Origin of the sequence: Evansella cellulosilytica DSM 2522, assembly GCF_000177235.2 — a bacterium.
GTDB classification, from domain to species: Bacteria; Bacillota; Bacilli; order Bacillales; family Salisediminibacteriaceae; genus Evansella; species Evansella cellulosilytica.
The window spans coordinates 212,626-230,519 of the sequence record NC_014829.1; the positions used below are offsets into that span (position 1 = coordinate 212,626).

Annotated in this window: 18 protein-coding genes; 15 read left to right on the forward strand and 3 right to left on the reverse strand. The window is 35.5% G+C overall.

The window, feature by feature from the left end; genetic code table 11:
• Nucleotides 1-140: 140 nt before the first annotated feature.
• The 5 genes from BCELL_RS01090 (at nt 141) to BCELL_RS01110 (ending at nt 3,778) form a co-directional block, all read left to right on the forward strand.
• On the forward strand, nt 141-821 hold the full coding sequence (locus BCELL_RS01090) for an AbiTii domain-containing protein (RefSeq protein ID WP_013486821.1): 681 nt from the start codon (nt 141-143) through the stop codon (nt 819-821).
• A gap of 3 nt (nt 822-824) precedes the next feature.
• Nucleotides 825-1,043: a hypothetical protein gene (locus tag BCELL_RS01095; protein ID WP_013486822.1), complete on the forward strand. Its 219-nt coding sequence runs from the start codon at nt 825-827 to the stop codon at nt 1,041-1,043.
• Nucleotides 1,044-1,157: 114 nt separating this feature from the next.
• A complete protein-coding gene (locus tag BCELL_RS21390; RefSeq protein ID WP_013486823.1) occupies nt 1,158-1,949 on the forward strand; it encodes an excinuclease ABC C subunit domain-containing protein in 792 nt (263 codons plus the stop codon).
• 372 nt (nt 1,950-2,321) lie between these two features.
• On the forward strand, nt 2,322-3,065 hold the full coding sequence (locus tag BCELL_RS01105; protein ID WP_013486824.1) for a DUF1385 domain-containing protein: 744 nt from the start codon (nt 2,322-2,324) through the stop codon (nt 3,063-3,065).
• A 263-nt stretch (nt 3,066-3,328) separates the two neighbouring features.
• Nucleotides 3,329-3,778, forward strand: a complete 450-nt coding sequence (locus tag BCELL_RS01110; RefSeq protein WP_013486826.1) for a hypothetical protein — start codon at nt 3,329-3,331, stop codon at nt 3,776-3,778.
• Between the two features lie 259 nt (nt 3,779-4,037).
• Here the strand turns inward: BCELL_RS01110 and BCELL_RS01115 are convergent, their stop codons facing one another.
• On the reverse strand, nt 4,038-4,622 hold the full coding sequence (locus BCELL_RS01115) for a sigma factor-like helix-turn-helix DNA-binding protein (protein WP_013486827.1): 585 nt from the start codon (nt 4,620-4,622) through the stop codon (nt 4,038-4,040).
• A gap of 481 nt (nt 4,623-5,103) precedes the next feature.
• On the opposite strand from BCELL_RS01115, the gene BCELL_RS01120 reads away from it, so the two are divergent.
• The 5 genes from BCELL_RS01120 (at nt 5,104) to BCELL_RS01140 (ending at nt 9,723) form a co-directional block, all read left to right on the forward strand.
• Complete coding sequence (locus BCELL_RS01120) at nt 5,104-5,385, forward strand: helix-turn-helix domain-containing protein (RefSeq protein ID WP_013486828.1); 282 nt, start codon at nt 5,104-5,106, stop codon at nt 5,383-5,385.
• Nucleotides 5,386-6,033: 648 nt separating this feature from the next.
• Nucleotides 6,034-6,228: a hypothetical protein gene (locus BCELL_RS01125; RefSeq protein ID WP_013486829.1), complete on the forward strand. Its 195-nt coding sequence runs from the start codon at nt 6,034-6,036 to the stop codon at nt 6,226-6,228.
• A 172-nt stretch (nt 6,229-6,400) separates the two neighbouring features.
• Nucleotides 6,401-6,796 (forward strand): hypothetical protein, encoded by a 396-nt coding sequence (locus BCELL_RS01130; protein WP_013486830.1) that lies wholly within the window; start codon nt 6,401-6,403, stop codon nt 6,794-6,796.
• 19 nt (nt 6,797-6,815) lie between these two features.
• Complete coding sequence (locus BCELL_RS01135) at nt 6,816-8,411, forward strand: AlwI family type II restriction endonuclease (protein WP_013486831.1); 1,596 nt, start codon at nt 6,816-6,818, stop codon at nt 8,409-8,411.
• A 163-nt stretch (nt 8,412-8,574) separates the two neighbouring features.
• Entirely contained in the window at nt 8,575-9,723 is a 1,149-nt protein-coding gene (locus BCELL_RS01140; protein WP_013486832.1) for a DNA cytosine methyltransferase, read from the forward strand.
• A 74-nt stretch (nt 9,724-9,797) separates the two neighbouring features.
• On the opposite strand, the gene BCELL_RS01145 is transcribed toward BCELL_RS01140, so the two are convergent.
• Entirely contained in the window at nt 9,798-10,007 is a 210-nt protein-coding gene (locus BCELL_RS01145; RefSeq protein ID WP_157184153.1) for a hypothetical protein, read from the reverse strand.
• A gap of 61 nt (nt 10,008-10,068) precedes the next feature.
• Entirely contained in the window at nt 10,069-11,046 is a 978-nt protein-coding gene (locus tag BCELL_RS01150) for a ParM/StbA family protein (RefSeq protein WP_013486834.1), read from the reverse strand.
• A 710-nt stretch (nt 11,047-11,756) separates the two neighbouring features.
• On the opposite strand from BCELL_RS01150, the gene BCELL_RS01155 reads away from it, so the two are divergent.
• The 5 genes from BCELL_RS01155 (at nt 11,757) to BCELL_RS01175 (ending at nt 17,681) form a co-directional block, all read left to right on the forward strand.
• Nucleotides 11,757-11,966 (forward strand): hypothetical protein, encoded by a 210-nt coding sequence (locus tag BCELL_RS01155; protein ID WP_013486835.1) that lies wholly within the window; start codon nt 11,757-11,759, stop codon nt 11,964-11,966.
• Entirely contained in the window at nt 11,963-15,142 is a 3,180-nt protein-coding gene (locus tag BCELL_RS01160; protein WP_013486836.1) for a DEAD/DEAH box helicase family protein, read from the forward strand. The genes BCELL_RS01155 and BCELL_RS01160 overlap by 4 nt, the downstream gene beginning before the upstream one ends.
• A gap of 208 nt (nt 15,143-15,350) precedes the next feature.
• Nucleotides 15,351-15,833 carry a hypothetical protein gene (locus BCELL_RS01165; protein WP_013486837.1) on the forward strand — a complete coding sequence of 161 codons (483 nt, stop codon included), beginning with the start codon at nt 15,351-15,353 and terminating at the stop codon, nt 15,831-15,833.
• 122 nt (nt 15,834-15,955) lie between these two features.
• Complete coding sequence (locus tag BCELL_RS01170) at nt 15,956-16,498, forward strand: hypothetical protein (protein WP_013486838.1); 543 nt, start codon at nt 15,956-15,958, stop codon at nt 16,496-16,498.
• Nucleotides 16,499-16,598: 100 nt separating this feature from the next.
• On the forward strand, nt 16,599-17,681 hold the full coding sequence (locus tag BCELL_RS01175) for a four helix bundle protein (protein WP_013486839.1): 1,083 nt from the start codon (nt 16,599-16,601) through the stop codon (nt 17,679-17,681).
• Nucleotides 17,682-17,894: the final 213 nt, after the last annotated feature.

The following is a 17,894-nucleotide window of genomic DNA, read 5'->3' on the forward strand; positions in this document are numbered from 1 at the left end:
AAGGTTAGTCAATAAAATTAATAATTAGTTTGGCGTTTCTCAGACAATCGTATTTAGGTTCAATATTTATAAATACTTTTTTTAGGTAAGGAAGACTGTATAGTTTATTCTACGAAGTGATACAGGAAGGTGCGGTGGGCATGGCACGGAGTCAGTTATTAAAAGATGCTGTTGGTGGAAAGGAAAGTATTGAAAATATCCTACTAAGGTTAAAGGTTATACTAGCCGATATGGAAAATGAAAACATTATGAACTGGGTAAATGGGGAGTTAGAAGGGTATAAAGATAAAGATAATCTTCCTCCCTTTAGGATACTAAAAGGACACATAACAGGCACCTACTTGGTGAATTTTCAGTTTCAGTATACTGATGCTCCAGTACCATTAGAAAATTTGTTATCTAAAGAACAGATAGATGAAATAGAGACAGTGAAAATTTATGATGGGGTTGCAACAATTCAAAATATCCTCCAAGGTGCAAATGCGGAAAGTTATGGAACTGTTGTACCTACGGCATTTTGCTATGCAATATCAAAAGATGAACTTCAAATTGCCGGCATGAAGGTTAAAATAGCATCAAATCAACTTAACGGCATAGTATCACGTGTGAAATCAAAGCTCGTAGAAGTGATCATGGAACTTGAAAAAGAGTTTGAAAATCTAGACGAGTTGGACATTAGGGACCAAATTAGGGAAAGTGAATCTGCTAAGCAAGTAATCTACAATATTGAAAGTATTGTATATGATGAATCTATCAGAGTTGGAGACAAAAACAAAATAAATAAGTCTATAATAGGCCATTTGTTGGGGAAAAGGGGCTAGAAAGTGAATATTCGTATCGGGGATAAAAATAAAATAAAAAACTCATCTATTGGTCATCAATACCGTTCAAGCAATGAGAGTAATGAATCAGAAGGTACGAAAAAATTCCATGAAAAGCATCCAATATTATTTAGTCTCTTTATCTCCATTGTAGCTGGTGTTATTCTACTTTTTTCGTTTTGGGAAACTTTCATAATATGGATAGAAAGTCTTCTAAAATAGGTTAGTTTGTTAAAACAGATTCGGGATAGGTTCAAGTTTTACCCGATAGTTCCGGAATCCCCTGTACAATGAGAGTTTCAGCTTCTGGGTTCCGTGGTTCTTTGGAGGGGGAAGATGATTGATATGTTAACAGAAGACGAACTAAGATGGATAGAAATGATTTTAGAGGATCATGACCCTTTGGAGATATCACCATCGTATTATCATAAAAGAAAAATTGAGTTGGAGTGGTTAAATAATAAAGGAAGAGTTAGGAAAGAATTAGATGAACTAAGAAAAAAGTTAAAGGTGACTCCACAACAGTTATTGGAATTAAAAAATGATAGTGCAAGACGAGAACAGGAGATTGAAAACTTCCCTGGTATATATATCATACATAATTGTGTAAAGGATATATATTATATCGGGCAATCAAAAAGGGTTCTTGACAGAGCTTATAAACATTTTGTTACCAACCCAGAAGACATGAAGGGAAGGTATGAACTAAGTGTTAAATGCAACCTTCCGGAGATATATATTGACTTTAATTCAGGGGATAAATTCATTGTAAGTTTGATACCTTTAGATAATACATCATTTTCATCGTTAAACGAGTTAGAAGGCTATGCTATAGTTGCTTATGATTCAGTAGTTCCGAATGGTTACAATAGAGTTATAGGTAATATAATGGATAAGCATGTATTCAAAAACGATGATTATGAAAAGGCGGCTAACTTTATCTTTGAAAGAATAATTGAAGTAAAAGGGGAAGATTTTTTCTTGACCCTATCAAATGAACGCAAGAGAGTAGTTTACACGCATAAATTATTTGCAGAACTTCGATTACCTAGAAATCTCCACTTCTCTAAAGGTTTTCGTATGATGATTAAAGAGTATATTAAAGAAAATAAGAAAAGAAAGAATTAATTATTCGGGTTTGTTTGTAATACTAATACATGAAGTAATAGGGTTTTGATTTCTATTCAGTTTGTTTGCTAACGGTATACCGACCCATTTATCACGTATTATTAACCTTATCACTTCTATGTATGAATCCCTTTCTTAAACCTGTCTGAAGACGTTGAATTATCAATGGTGTTCTATTATAATTCATATAATACTAATAATAATTTGGAATGAATGGTGATTTCGATGAAGGAAAAGTATATCAATTTGAAAAACAACCAAATATTTTTAAAAGCTCGCATTCAATAAGGGATGCGGGCTTTTTTATTGCTCCCATTGTTTATAGTCATTGGTACAAGTGAAACACCAAACTGGGATTAGGAGAGATAACACGTGGAAGTGTATGGAGGGAGAGCAGGATATAATTCAGTTTGTTTTAAAAGTGAAAGATACAAGGTAATCTCAAGGTGGGAAAATGGGGGAATTAAGACGAAAACGACTAGGAAGAAAGGGAAGAGGAAGCTATTTTTTGTACTTTCAAAGGTTCCCTTTGTTCGAGCCTTTTCATTCATATTTGAGCTCCTAATGGAATATTGGGGGTACGTCTTATCTGTATTTATGATTGTCCTTTTGTTGCAAATTAAGCTATTTGAGAGCTTTAAATCATATTCAATACCAATTAGCCCCTTAGTTTTGTTACTTGTCCTTTTACTTATATCGGGGCTATTTATAAAGGTTACTCCAATTGGAAAGTACCATGCCGCTGAACACATGGTGGCTAGGGCATACGAAATAGACGGAGGAGATTTATCAATAGAGAAAGTAAGACAACACTCTAGAATCCATAAAAATTGTGGAACAAATCTAGTTACATCAATACTGATTTTTTACATTTGCTGCTTTTTTATTATTGGTGATGGAATTTGGGTGCTGCTAGTCTCCTGGGGTATTGGATATGAGTTATGGAAAAGTGAGCCTAAAGGAATATGGAACATCATGTTAGTGATTGGGGGGATATTACAATACTATCTATTTACATCAAAGCCTGATGATCGACATTTACTAGTTGCAATTGAGGCAATGAGGGTAATGGAAGAACAAGAATCAAACAGCGGAAAAAATAAAGGGAGGCAATAATTATGGAGCAAACGGGTATTTTACAGGATTTTGCTCAAGAAATATTTGATAAGTCAAAGTTTCAACGCCCCCAATTACAGTGTCTTGAAACAGTACTTTCTTAGATGAAGGGGAAGAAATAGACCTTGCAAGATAGATAATGGAGATAAGAAGCAAAAGAACCTAGTCCTGTTATATAGGTGGACAAAATACAAATAGGCAAACAATAACAGATTGAACATAACTATAAATAATTTTAAGTTTGATTAAGGAGGAGGTTAATTATGAGAGAGAAAAGGGAAGGTAATCAGCTACCACTATTACATGTTTATCCCCATTACGTGCCGTCCGAAGAGGTTGTTTTGGTTGGTAATAGGCTAGCCCTTAATAGACTTAAAAAAGCCATTGAACAGGCTCTGGCGAGGGGAGAAGCAGAGTCTGAGCAACTATCGACCGCACTCCTCGAACCATATAGTATTAGGGTTATAGTCAATGAGGAAAAATGTGATGATCCTTTTTGGTTAAATCTAAAGCTACCGTTTGCTGAGTTGGAAGACGCTAATCCAAAGGCATTAGATCAATATGATCTCTTAAGCTATAACATCATAGATTCCGAATCTCTAAAAAGAATGGAACCAGAAATCGAGAAGGACAGAACTGAGAGTGAAGAGATGACGGAGTTAGTGATGGAGAATTGCAGAAGAAATAGTAACAAGGATAAAAATACTTTCTAGTGATGAAAAACACTGCAAAGAAACTATAGGGGAGATGGGGAAGAGATATAGGATGGCAACGGTAAAAAATGCTTGAGAGCTAAAAACAGGATGACCGAAACATAACCCTATATAATTGGTTTATATTTAGCATTGGTTAAATAATGAAAAACCATTCTGTGGACTGTGAAAATATTATAAGGGCATAGGTACAGTGTACAGTAGATAACCGTTTAGGAACTTGGTGCCCTAAAAACAGAATGGTATAGAACCATAATAGTTAATCCCATTCAATATCACCTTTATTAATAGCAAGTAATTTAATCATTTTATCACGATGATCATTCATGTCTAAAGTCCAAACGTTGTATAGCTTGTGTCGGACTGTTTTACGCCTTTCGGTAGTTAGCGTTCCTCTTTCTTGGTAATAGCTAATATTCTTTTCCCAGGGTCTTGTAATTTGAAGTAGTGCTATTAATTTTTGATCAGACAGATTATATACAATCGTATACATAGACTTTTTTTGGGGGCTATCGTCTCCACGTAAATGACGTAACATAACTAAGGATAGACGACGTTCTGCTAAGTTACGTATAGCAGCAACCCGTGAAGAGGATATTCCAATGCGTTCTCCAATTTCTTTCAAAGATAACTCACCGTTATTTCTGTATACTAGATCAAGTATGTTTTGTTCTCTATCTATTAAATTATCTTTAAAAAACAAATAAGCTCGTTTAAATGATCTGTACTGATCTGATTCTGGTGCTTTTAAGAGTTGTATATACTTCTTTCTCTGTCCATAGGGTGCTTTAATGAGGTCTAAATATAACTCCATATCAACTTTACTGACTTGATTTTCAATCATGATTTTCCTCCTTGTCATGCCTTCTTTATATTACATGTGCGTACATATCCTCTTACTATTTCTATTTCTTGTATTAGTATATGTACACTTAGATATGACTTTTCACCTATTCAAGATTAATATTTTTAAGTATTTAGAGTTATTTTAATTCGTATTTTTGGAAATTCAAGTCCTGTTTATGGCAAAGTGTTAACAATTCGTCCAAACCCTCATTTTTTTATATCACAATATCATATATAATCGAAACTCATAAGCTACTAAAAAGTGAAGAACAACACTGGATAGAACCTGAGAGGTCTATTTATTAAATAAAAGACTAACCTTTCTATTGTGTATAACGTTCTGTTTCAATGTATAAAGTAATAAATCAAGTGTTATTAGTAGAGTAGTAAATGCATCCGTAACTGCATAGCATACAAGGTCAAAAAACAAAACAGGTACTAAGGTATAACCTAGTATGCTATCAGGGGGCGGAGTAAGAATGGAAAAGGTAAACCAGGAAATAGTAGATATGATAGATCAGAATTTTGGTGAATTGCTAGAGCAACTTAAAAAAAGTCGAGGTTATTCTCTGTACAAAATCTCGGAAAAAACAAATTTGTCTCCTAGTTTTATACACCGAATAATTAAAGGCTTTCGAGGATGTGAACTTTCTACAAAGTTAAACATTCTTATTAATGGATTTGAAATGGAGAAAGAAGTTGAGGAGTTTCTAAAGAGGGTAGTAGCGAATAAGGAGGCTTTAAAAAAAATTAATGACTGAAAATCTCTAAAAACTACTGTGATTATCAGTAGTTTTTTGTCTTTTCTCACTTATCTTTAAGTTCTCCTTATATAAATCTGCCTACTGAAATTTCCAAAAACCATAAGAAAGGGTATTAAAAACAGGATGACCGAAACATAACACTATATAGGGTTTAAATTTAGAATTACTGGATCCTTCAAAAGGAAAAACAAAACCTTTTCCCTGACGGTGACAGAGAGACAAGCCAAGTAAGGAACCCGTTTAATATATCCGTGTTCACTATAAAGCCCAGATAGAGGCCGAATTAAGTACACAATTTGCTAGGTGAAATTAATACAAGTCGCTGTGTACTTGAAACGGACTGAATATGGTCTCAATGAGATTTTGAGTTTGCAAATGATGGTGTAATTGATGGTCGATTTTGTTCGTAGAAAAAATTGTTCCTGTTTTTTTGTGAAAGAGCAAACCACCCTTTTCGTTGTATGAATCAGCAACCAAGTCAAACTTTATTTATGTCTGATGTAAGATGGACAAGATTTTTGATATATTAATAAGGACAATACTCAAATTTTCTGTCCATTTCATTTATATTATAAATAGACCAAAACAACCAACGATCTTTCTTGCTATGTTTAAAAGAGATAATTGGAAATAGGAGGTTTTAGTATGCTTTGCGATTGTGGAGGAGTATTAGTAGTTATTGCAATAGAGGACATCCCCAAACACTTATCAAGTAAAGAAAAAATTATGTACAATCGAGTTTGTGATGTTCAGTGTCAAAAGTGTGATAAAATTCAATATTCACAGCCGTATGATGATGGAAATTTGCTAAATTTAGTAAAAGAAACAAAGAAAATCTAATTAAAGGCTCAAAAAAATGTAATTGAACTAAAATATCACCTTTACGGGTGATTTTTTTATTTATACGAGGATTAAACTATAGATAAGGAGAAACAAAAAAAAGAGAAGGTGATGTCATATCGAGAAGAACATACTAAAGAAACTACTAAGGAAGAGTTTACTATATAGGCTAATGGATAAAATAGATGGTTTAATTTCAGAATCTAAGTTGACCCATAGAGAGTTAAGCAACCGGGCTGGGAATAGTAACAATTGGTTTAATGATGCTTACAACAACAATGAAGATATTAATATTTCTTCTTTTATTATGATTCTCTCAGTTATTTACCAAAAACAGGATTTAAGTGACCATAAATTATTGGCTATCTTTGACAATAAAATATTGAGCATCTCCACTTTGATTTCTCGATTGTCAGATGAAGATGAAAACTATATAGATGAATTCATCGTTTCAGAAAAACTGCTTTTTCTTGATATTTTGGGTGATTGGGCTTCCATGGCATATAAAAATAAGCTAAGTGAGAAGGAAAGGGAAATTATGGATGAAGTAAAAATCCTAATTTCTTAAAAAGTAGGGGGGATAATAGGTGCGAAAAGTTTGGTTTATTACTCGACCTGAACGTGATCCAAAATTTCATGTCGATGCACTCAGGGCACTTCAAATTGCAACCGATAATTTTACTGTTATTTGGTTGGGGAACAGAGATGCTCATAAGCATTATGAAGCGGTCTTAGGTTCTGAAGAGCTAAAGAGGGATAATATCAGTAATGATGGATCTGGGGGTAGAACATGGGCAGCTATGTTGCGAACATTTGGCTATGTTTATTTGAATTCAGACGGTTACTTAGTTCTAACAAAAGTTGGACAAAAGGTTTTGAATTCTGAAAAAGTAAGGGAGAATATTTCAAAGCAGATTCTAACCTTGCAAATTCCAAATGCGTATTTTTTGGATAGTGGCTTTAGGCCGAAATACGAAGAGGATTTTCAAATAAGGCCAGCAAGATTTCTTGTGCGATTGGTGAATCAATCAATACTTGACTACTATGTGACTAAGGAAGAAATAACTTTCTTCGCTCTTACAGCAAAACGGGATGACGAGATTTTTAACGTTACAAAAAGAATATTGGACTTCAGGAAGGCTTCTGACACTGAAAAAAGTCAAATAAAAAAGTCTGTAGCTACCCATTTTGACCATAGGCAAAGAGCAGACAGTGATGCTCGTGACTTTGCATCCGCACACGGAGATGTAGCCCATACTTTTATGATGCTATGCGATTACACAGGATTTGTTGATTATGTCAGAGGGGATGCTTTACGATTACCAACGGATAAGCAAAATACTACTTCTGAAATGCTGAATTACATGGAGAATAGGTATCCTTTTAACAAAAGGTATTTGATTTCGCTTGAAAGATTCGCTGAAAATGCAGGTTTAGATATAGACAGTTATAAGGCAAGTGCATTTGGTTCACTACCTCCGGCTACTAATAGAGGAAAAAGTGTAAAAAAAGTCCAGCGTCTTTTAGCAGCATACCCATTAGTTCAAGGGTTAACTGTAGAACAAATTGTTGAAATTTTAGAACAAGAACTTTCTACAAATGAGGCAAAGAAATTTGCTAATGAGCTACACAATCAAAACTACGAATCCTTAAATGATGATTTTGTTGAAGCATATCTTTATGAGGAAAATGATCGTGTCTTCGAGGATAAAACAGGTGAAATTTTAAGGTCCATAGGTTTTAATGTGGAAATGCGACCGAAGCCATTAGGAAATGATGTTAGGACTGAGATAGAAATTTTAATACATGTTGACGAGGAAACTGTTTGTATTCTAGATGCTAAAAATTACAGAGAGAAATTCACACTATCTGCAAATTTAGCGTCACATATGGCTTCGGAGTATATTCCCAATTACCATGGCTATGAAGGTAAATCAGTTGCTTATTTTGGTTATGTTACCGCAAACAGGTTTGGTGGTGAACGCCATCTCGAAAAAATATGTGAAAAGGCAAAATTGATAAATTCTGAAATTCAAGTGTCTGGTGTAATCTTATCTGCAAAGGCTTTATTAGGATTTTTAGATTATTGCTTGGAGCATGAATTAACCAAAGAAGAACGAAAAGAAAGATTTATATCTTTGTTTAACAACACTGGGTATGAAAATGTAGGAGAAATGTTTTAGTTTTAATAGGTTAGAGTACCTGCTAAGGGATTCTCTAACCTTTTTAGTTTGGTTTTATTCATTGCAAAACTTCCGAGCTGCAAAAGTAATAGAATTAGTGTATAATGAATAGCATAGATGTATGCTAGAACAAGTATTCGTATCGAAGGAGATGTTACTTCTTATGATTTTTCGTAAGGGAGAGTTATTTAACGGACCGGGAGGACTAGCCCTAGGAGCAAAAAATGCTGGTTTTATTCACCCGGAAACTGGTGAAGAATGGAAAATTCAGCATGTGTGGTCAAATGATTATGATAGCAACGCATGTAAAACATATGGATATAATATCTGTGGTGATGAAAATGATGAGTCGGTTCATATAGGACCAGTTGAGAATCTACCAATAGGCAATAAAGACGTAATAGGAGATATTGATTGCTTTGCATTCGGTTTTCCTTGCAACGATTACTCCCAGGTTGGAGAGAAAAAGGGCTTAAATGGTACTTTCGGACCCTTGTATTCCTATGGAATTAAGGTATTGAGATTATACCAGCCTAAATTTTTTATAGCTGAAAACGTGGGTGGACTCCAGTCTGCTAATGAAGGTCAGGCATTCGTAAAAATTTTATCGGAATTAGAGGAAGTGGGTTACAAATTAACACCACACTTATATAGGTTTGAAGAATATGGTGTTCCACAAGCACGGCATAGAATTATTATCGTGGGAATTCGAAATGACTTAGCAAAAGAAGGGATTGAATTTAAAGTTCCTGCACCAACCACTTTAGCATCAACAGAGTATAAAACTTCTCGACAAGCTATTTTGGAGCCTCCAATTCCTGAAGATGCACCAAATCATGAAATGCCAAGACATACAAAAAAGGTTCAAGAGATGTTAAGTTATATTCCAGCTGGGGAGAATGCTTGGTATCTTGGTATTCCTGAAGAACTACGCCTGAATGTGAAAGGGGCACGGCTAAGTTCGATCTATAAAAGATTAGATCCTAATCGACCTGCCTATACCGTTACAGGAAGCGGTGGTGGTGGTACTCATATGTACCATTGGAGCGAGAATAGAGCCTTAACAAACCGTGAAAGAGCTAGACTTCAAACATTTCCTGATGATTTTATGTTTTTTGGGAGTAAGGAAGCTATTAGAAAACAAATCGGAATGGCAGTTCCACCTGAAGGAGCAAAAATTGTATTTAATGCGGTACTAAAAACTTTTGCTGGAATAGAGTATGATTCAATTCCACCAATTGAAAAATTACAATTAGAAAACCTAAGAGGTACAAAGAAAGAGTCTGTTAAGGAGTTAGTTACCTCACTATAAACGGGAAAATGATTTAATATTACAAAAAAAAGGGATGGTGCTAATTATTGCAGGCACCATCCTTTGTTGTAGTCTTAAAAGAGATTCAATATCAACTCCTTATCCACTTCATCAACAATGTCCTTCATATCCCTACCTCTTGTTTCTTCCATGGCTAGTCCACTCTCTTTCAGTCTTTTTTCCACATATTGATAGATTTCCTCAAGGCTTTCTGCTCCCTTATTTTCCATGTCTTTTCTAATCAAATCCCGAATGTAGGCACTAACGCTCATACCGCCTCTCATTAATTTTTCCTCCATGAATTGACTTAAGTCCAAATCCTTTGACGGAAAGCTGATGGTATACCTAATGTTTGGCATATTTGACCTCTAGAATTTTCAGGAAAGAAAGACAATTGGAGTACTGTGGGTTGTCTAAAATGACCGCATGTGGAAATTCTTGCTTGATATATCGTTTGAGGATGATTGCCCCTCCACCCACGAAATGGATGTCCGACATGTTGAAGGTATAACCACGTGACCTAGCAAAGCGAATAATTTGCTGAACGTGATCGTATTTCAACTCTTCAATGAATACCTTACTCTCCTCAAAGACTTCTCCCTTGCTAGCAAAATAACCACTCCGTAAAACCTGTTCTAGGTCATCCGCAGAAACAGAAAGTCCGTAGCGTTCATTAATGGCCTTCCCAATTCTCCCCTTTAGAACATTTATGCCTAAGTCTGACACAATCATGGTATTGACTAGGGGTTGAATTCCAGAAAACGTACACAAGGTTGTATTGAGTCCTCCTAAATCTACTACAATGGTATTCTTATCCTTGTAAACATCGGGTTTGGAATAGACTTCACCCATACCCTCAAACGCTAATGTCACATCGGATAATTCAAATGAGTGGGTTCTCCCGTTCACTAAAAGATGAATGGAGCCTCTACGGTTCTCCACCATCTGTTTAAAACTATCCTTTTGCACGGAATCCTTATATGTGGATATTGGAACATTGACCGCCAATCGGATGTCAACATTTGCTGGAGCATTTGCCTTTTGTAACAACTGGGAAATTGCAGTGTAGATGGAGATTTGGTGGATGGTAGAGTTTTTTGTGAGGGAGTAATCAACAAAGTCTTCACTGACCATATTTCCTATTAGATACTCATTGCCAAGATATTCGACTAGAAAAGAGTTTGGCTGAATATCCACTCCTAGTCTAGAAACAGGCATCATCTTAGTGCGAAAGGATACCATGAAGGTTTTCCCTCTGTATCTAGCAATTCCTTTTGTTTGGTACTTGCCACAGTCAACTGCAATCAATATTTGTTCTTTCATGTAAAACACATCCTTTTCATTTAATAGATTTAACTATGTATACTATGCAGTTCGCTCATAAATATAAGAAAAATTCATAATAAAATGTTCGAGCGATTATGATATTTTCATATGTTTCATAAATTGCTATATTTGAGTATTCAACAAAGGAATAGGTTTAACTCCTCAATTAGCCGTTGTGAATTAATTTGTTTATGTTCGGGGGCATTAGAGAAGCCTGTACAAGAAAGTACTGTTGTTTTAGGAAATAACAGTAGGGGGAAGGATTGAGAAGGTTGGAGAACTGGCAAACGTTATACAGGTTTGCGTTGATGCAGTGGTCAAGGCTTTAGGGGTTAGTTAATGGATAAGTATAAGAAAATGTTTAAAGAATCGGTATAGCCGGTTCTTTTTTAATTTACCTCTTAATATTGCTGACCCTAGAAGTTTTTTGGGTTTTTTTTCTACTGACTTATGAAGATGTTACAAAGCTCAATGACATAACTAACAAACAGTGACAACAAATGAGGTCTATATTTAATAAAATTCCTCAAAAGTTGTCACTGTTCGTTTTTTTATAAAACCATTTGTTCATTAACAGAAAAAAACAACAAATATTCTAGGGGCTGCGTTGCTCGAACCATGCTCGAACATGTCAGTCATATTCTTACGTTATATCTTTTCAAAATAAATCTATCATAAAATACCAAACGAAAAGGGAAGTGATAGATATGAAAAGCACAAACAAGGAATATCGAGATAGTTTTTTTGAAAGAAAGGCTTCAGAACTGGATGTGGAATCTCTGAAGGAGGCAAAACAAATCTATGAGGGGCTAAAGCATTACAATAGAATTATAGAAAGGTATGGGGTGGAAAGAGTTCAACAGTGGACTAACATCTCCAAAGAAGAAAAGAAAAGTTTGATTGGGGGTGAAAGATGATGCAAACAACTCCCCAAGCATCTAACTCCTTACCAAATCCTCAAACCTCTCAGTATCTTCAAAACAAGCTACTTGTTACCCCCTACATTCAATCCTATGAAACAAAGCCCACAAAATATGAAGCGGCAAAAATGCAAAACTTCTACAAAACAGTGAACATTGGAAACAAGTCTAGGTACAGTTATATGGGTGAGTATGAATTTGCTCATAATGTGTTAGAGACAGGTACACCACATATAGTAGGATCCTGGGTTGATTCACCCAACAAGAGAGATGAGGTTAAGGGTTATCTGACGAATATGTTTGAATTCGACTTGGATAACATGAACCACCTATCTTACCAGAGAAAGAAGGAGCTAGAAAAGAAGCTATTTGAAAACTTCTACATGGTTCAACGCTCATTCTCGAGTAGTGATAATTATAATGATCCTCGCTACCATGTATATGAGAGGGTTATGGAGATTGAAGGCTGTTCTTATGAGCAATGGGCTTATGCTTATAAGCGAAGAATGGAGCATTGGGAGCAAGAACTAGGGTTATCGTTTGACCACTCTCAGCACTTGCTGAAGCTAATTTATGCTTCTGGCAAGAAAGTCCATATAAATAGGCAACAAAAGGCAACAAACCTACAGCCCTATATGGATGAATTCCTCGAGGAGAAGAAGCGATTGAAAGTTAGAAAAGGTAAATCATCTGTAAAAGACAAAGAAGTCACAAGGAAATTGGCTGACGACCACTTCAACAATCACTATCTGCCAATTGGGGTTAACTTTGATGCGATTGTGAAGGCTCTTGAAGAAATGCCACTTATTGATGATTACGATGAATGGTTTAGCTTTCTTCAAACATTTTACAGTATGATGTTTGAGGGATTGATTGATAGAAACCAAGCATACAAACTGTGTGAGATCATAGATGATGACAATGGGAGATACCAAGAAGAATTCAAGAAAATTGAGCGTTATGGGTATGTTAATCGCACGATAGGAAGTTTCATCTACGATTTGAACAAGTATGGGATTGATACAAATGGTATTTTCCAACTTAGTGAAAAACATGAGTTGAAGATTGATAAGGAGTGGGAAATTGAGGGGTATCTTTCAGACGATGTGCAAGTGTGTAAGGAGTTCAAAGAATTGGTTTTGAACAATCCAGGAAAACGTATTTTGTTTATCGGGGATACGGGGATTGGAAAATCAAAATTCACCCTAGATGTTCTTGATGAATTCAATGAAAGATTGCAGTCCTTCAAAAGAATGTATAGGAGCATTGGTAGTTTGTCATATTCGATTATGGCAATTCCAAGGAGAAACCTTATCAATAACCTTAAAGAGGACTTTTCCACAAATAAATCGGCAGTCTTAACCGGTTCGGATGAATTGATCAAGGGGCAACGTGAGAGCATCATTGCTTCCAATGATAAATTTCTGACTACACCAGATCATGCTCATATCATTCTGGACATGAAGTTAACTGAAGGAGAAAGAGTAAGGCGAAGCGACTATGATTTAGAGACATTGGAGGTTTTAAGGCATCACCGAATCATGGTTCTTGATGAGTGCCATATGTTAGCCAATGACTCAACATTCAAGTCAGAAACCATTGAAAGATATTTGGTGGTTGAGGAGGAGCATATGAAAAGTGGAGGTATAGTTCTACACATGACTGCAACGCCAGAGAGTCTAACAACGGAAGGTGTTTATGATCTAGTCATTAAGGTGACTCAAAAGGATCGGAAAAATCCTTTTCACAAGGCAGGCTTTAAAGTTCTGTCTGGTAAGAACACCAACGAAGTAGATTCAATGATGTTAAAGTTGATTAGAGAAGCGATCAAAAAAAATCCATCAAGAAAACTCCTTGTTTTCGTTGAAAATAAGTCATTGATTGAGGACTTTAAAAAGGACTTAATCGAAAAGGGCATAAAAGCAGTTGGTGTTTATGCAAAAAGGGAAAAAGATAGAAGTGAAGAGGAAAAATCCATTATTGGTCCTGGCATCATCCCTGAAGATGTACAAGTTATACTTGGGACAACAGCTATGAGTGCTGGAATCAGTATTGTATCTGGATTTGATAAACAAGCTGAAACATGGGTTTACTGTAGCAGTTCGAGCATGAATCACGAATTTACACGCCTGGTTCAAATGTCCAATCGCTTTAGAATCAGCAGAGAAATCCCAACTTATGCAGCCTTTAATGTGTTCTTTCAAGAAAGTTCTTCCGAAAAACAAGACAATGTTTTTCGGTATCATGCCTACGTAGAAGAACAAATAAGAAAAGCAAAAAATTCGAAAATCTACATTGAATTGATACGAGGTGGGAGTGTACCAGTTATCGGAAAATTAGACGAGATAGAACGGAATTGTGGATTGTTTGCAGACAAAGAAGGTAGGTTGCAGGTAAATATCCCTGCAATTGAGTCTGAAGGAATTCTGAAAAAGGTGTACAACAATTACAACAATTACCGTTCTCTCCTGAAAGAACTGGAAGAGAAATTCACCTGTCAAATCACTGATTTAGACAGGTCAGTAACAATAAGTAAGAAGGAGTTGTTGAGAAGCAAGAAAACAAAAGGGGATGCAAAAGCAATCATCAAGCAAATCGCTCTTGAGCAAGGGTATTTCGAACAGCTAAAGGAAGAGTATTTGTCTATTCGAAAAGATGGTGAACTTGAATTCGTTCGCAATACTTTATCAAGTGGAAGTAAAAAGGACTTGCAGCACTTTCTCATAACCGAACCTGATATTGAGTTGGTTAGGAAGGTTTTCGAAACGCATCTTAGGAAAAGAAAGTTAGAAAACTATTGCTACATCGAAGATTTAAAAGCTATTGAAAAAATCAGAGATATCAGAGGGAGAGAAGAATTAACACTGGAAGTTCAACTGATAGAGATGTTAGACTCAGTCTTTGAAAGAAAGAAAAAAGGACTTGAATTTAAGTCCAGTGGAGAAGTGAGTGAGTTTTTGAAAGAGTGCCTTTCCAAGAAACTAAAGGAAAAGAAACTTGAACTGGATGCCAGCCGGTTCAACCCTAACACTTTCAAAAAACTTCTCAATATTAGAGTAAGGCCATCGGATGGAAAAAAGTTTTACAGAGTAATAGGTTTAAAAGATGAAGCCTATCTCAGTCAAACATATGGGATACAAGTACCTCAGATTTGCTTAAAGGGAGTTGCATAGCAGCTTCCTTTTCTTTTGGTTCAAGATATTCTATTCCAGCATGGCACTCATTATTCTATAAGTATTCTCTAGTAAATTAGTTTCAAAAGTCATCAGAAAAAGTTTTTTTCAATTAAATTCAGGTGTGACTTGGCAGGCAACCTTTTTATTCCAATGACTATATACAATAGAAATATAGAAAGTTAACAAAAAAGGAGATGTTGGAAAGATGATGACTTTAAAAGAAAGATTCAAGGAAATGAAAGAAAAAAAGCAGATAGTATGGAATGGTAAAAGTGGACAGGAAATAGTGGAGAAAGCGATTGGAATTGTTGGTTTTGAGCCGATTGCCAAAATAGCGAAAGGGGATGATTGGGTTTTTGAAAGTGTTGAATACTATATCGGGAAGAACAGGAAATACCAGATGGGTCATCTTGTTTATGAAAGACAAGAATATCGTTGTGAAGGAATCGATGGTGATATTGAGGTGAGAAAGCAAATATTTGTCTGTCCAGATGGTAGTATTTTAGTTTGCTTTGTCACACGGGAGGAAAATAATTGTGGGAGTTGTGAGATGATCCATTGTAACTTGAACCGTATCATTTCAAATAACCAAGAACTAACGCAAGAAGAAAAAGAAGATATACTTACATATCTTGCGATTGAGATAAATCAGTTTCTCGTATCTAGAGGAGAAACAATAAGGAATTAGGGTCCAGCCTGGAAACACCATCATTAAAACAAGCAGCTGGATAAGAGATAGAGTCAGTAGCAAAAAACATTAGGAAACAAAGTCCAAGTTTCAAACGAAAAAACATTCAAGGAGTGACGATTATGCAATCTACAAGAGTAATGGCAGCCGAACTATTAAGAGAGAAAATTGAACTAGCCAAAACGACTTTGAAATTTGTGGAAATAGTAGAGTCTGGATCTGGAGAGGGCTTTGAACCAGAATATAACAAATCACGGCATCCTTTTCATAACGAGGATGGGACTCCATTGCTTGGAATAAGGGTCTATAAGGAACCGATTACTTATGAGGAACTAAACGTAGGTAAAGGTTCAATTGTAGCTTTGACCGAAATTTACCTTACAGACAGAGGTGATCTGGTTCGATTCTGCACATTTGAAGAAACGTTCTACAGTTCCAAAAATGAAAAACCTAGAATTCAGATGAAAAGTTTCATTTCTGGAGACCAGTTAATTGCTGATGATGAATTACACTTCATCCTTTTCCATACTACCTGGCTCATAAGCCATCATTATGTTATTCAAGGAAATCACGAAAAAGCGGCTATAGCAATCGAAGAGAATAGAAGAATATATGACATTGTTTATGAGTGGTTGGAAAGAACCGTCAGAGATAAAAAAGACTAAATCAACAGTAGGAAAAGAAGTTTTTATTTTGCACCATTATAAAACTTCTTTTCTGTCTACTTAACACAGAAGTATAAAATATATGGGGAGATGGTCCAGGATGACGAACAACATAGTCAATCAGATTCAGCGTGAGTACAGAAGAAATCGGGAACTATCAAATTACAGCATCTTCGATATAGAAGCTAGTCTTAAGAATCTTGCAGAGAAAGGAATTATATGGGTTCTGAAAGACTTAAGGGATATTTGTGAAGCAGAAGAAATATTGATAGAAAAATACCTTCATGATTACAGAGCCAATCAGATTTACGACAACCTCGAAGAATTCCTCAATATTCAATCCTCCAAGAATCTTACCGAAGCAATTTCAAGTAAACCCTCACAATCAACAAAACCCTCAAAAGAAAAGCAAACTAAGAAACGACAGCATCTTGAAGTAAGGGATGTAACTCATTTCATTGGTTATAAAAAGGCTATGGAGCTAGAAAAAAAAGTAATTGAACTATGTCAGAACTTTCCTTCATACGAAGTTGACTACATTGTAAACCAGATAGAAAGAAGTGCTAGTTCAATTAAAGAAAGGATTGAAATGGGTGAACAAATATATGTAGGAGAAAAGTTTAACCAATACAGCATCGCTATAGGATCAGCAAAAGAAACCACAGCATGGCTCCAAATATCAATGGGGCAGGAGTATATAACACGGGATCAATTTGATGAGTTGGATAACTTAACAACACAAGTGGTACGGATTCTAACAAAGAGCCTATCCAACATTAAAGAGAAAGAGGGAAAAGGTATGGATTTGCCATGTCCCTATACACCTGATGTAAAGAATTTTGGTGCCTATAATAATGCCTTGCTGCTGGTTGAAAAGATTTATGAGATTACAAATAGAAAAGAATTTTGGAAAGAAAAAATCATTGTAAAGAAACTAAGGAGACGTGCAACATCATGTGCTGCAAACATTGCAGAAGCACACCAACTATACATCCTAAAAAAGTTCCGTTTCTTCAATGATTCACTAAAGGCATTGGATGGTCTTGATAGTTTGTTGGAAACATGCTTATTCAAAGGGATTATTTCGGAGAAGGAATTAAAAGAGATCGGTGTGCTGAGGATCTCTATACGGAATATACTTTCGACAAAAATGTCAAACTTGAGTAAAGAAAAAGCAGGCTGAACAGAAAAAGGATTTAGAGGGGTCAACGGATCAATTCTCTTTTTTCTTGAAAGCAAACTATCTTCTGTAACTAACTGGGATTAATTCGATAACTCCCGATTTAAATAAAGTCCAAGTGTGCATAAAATAATGCACACTTGGACTTCTTTCAAGTGTACATTTTATTTTAATGGAAAATTATTGACAACGGACGGTAAATCTCTTAGTGCTAAT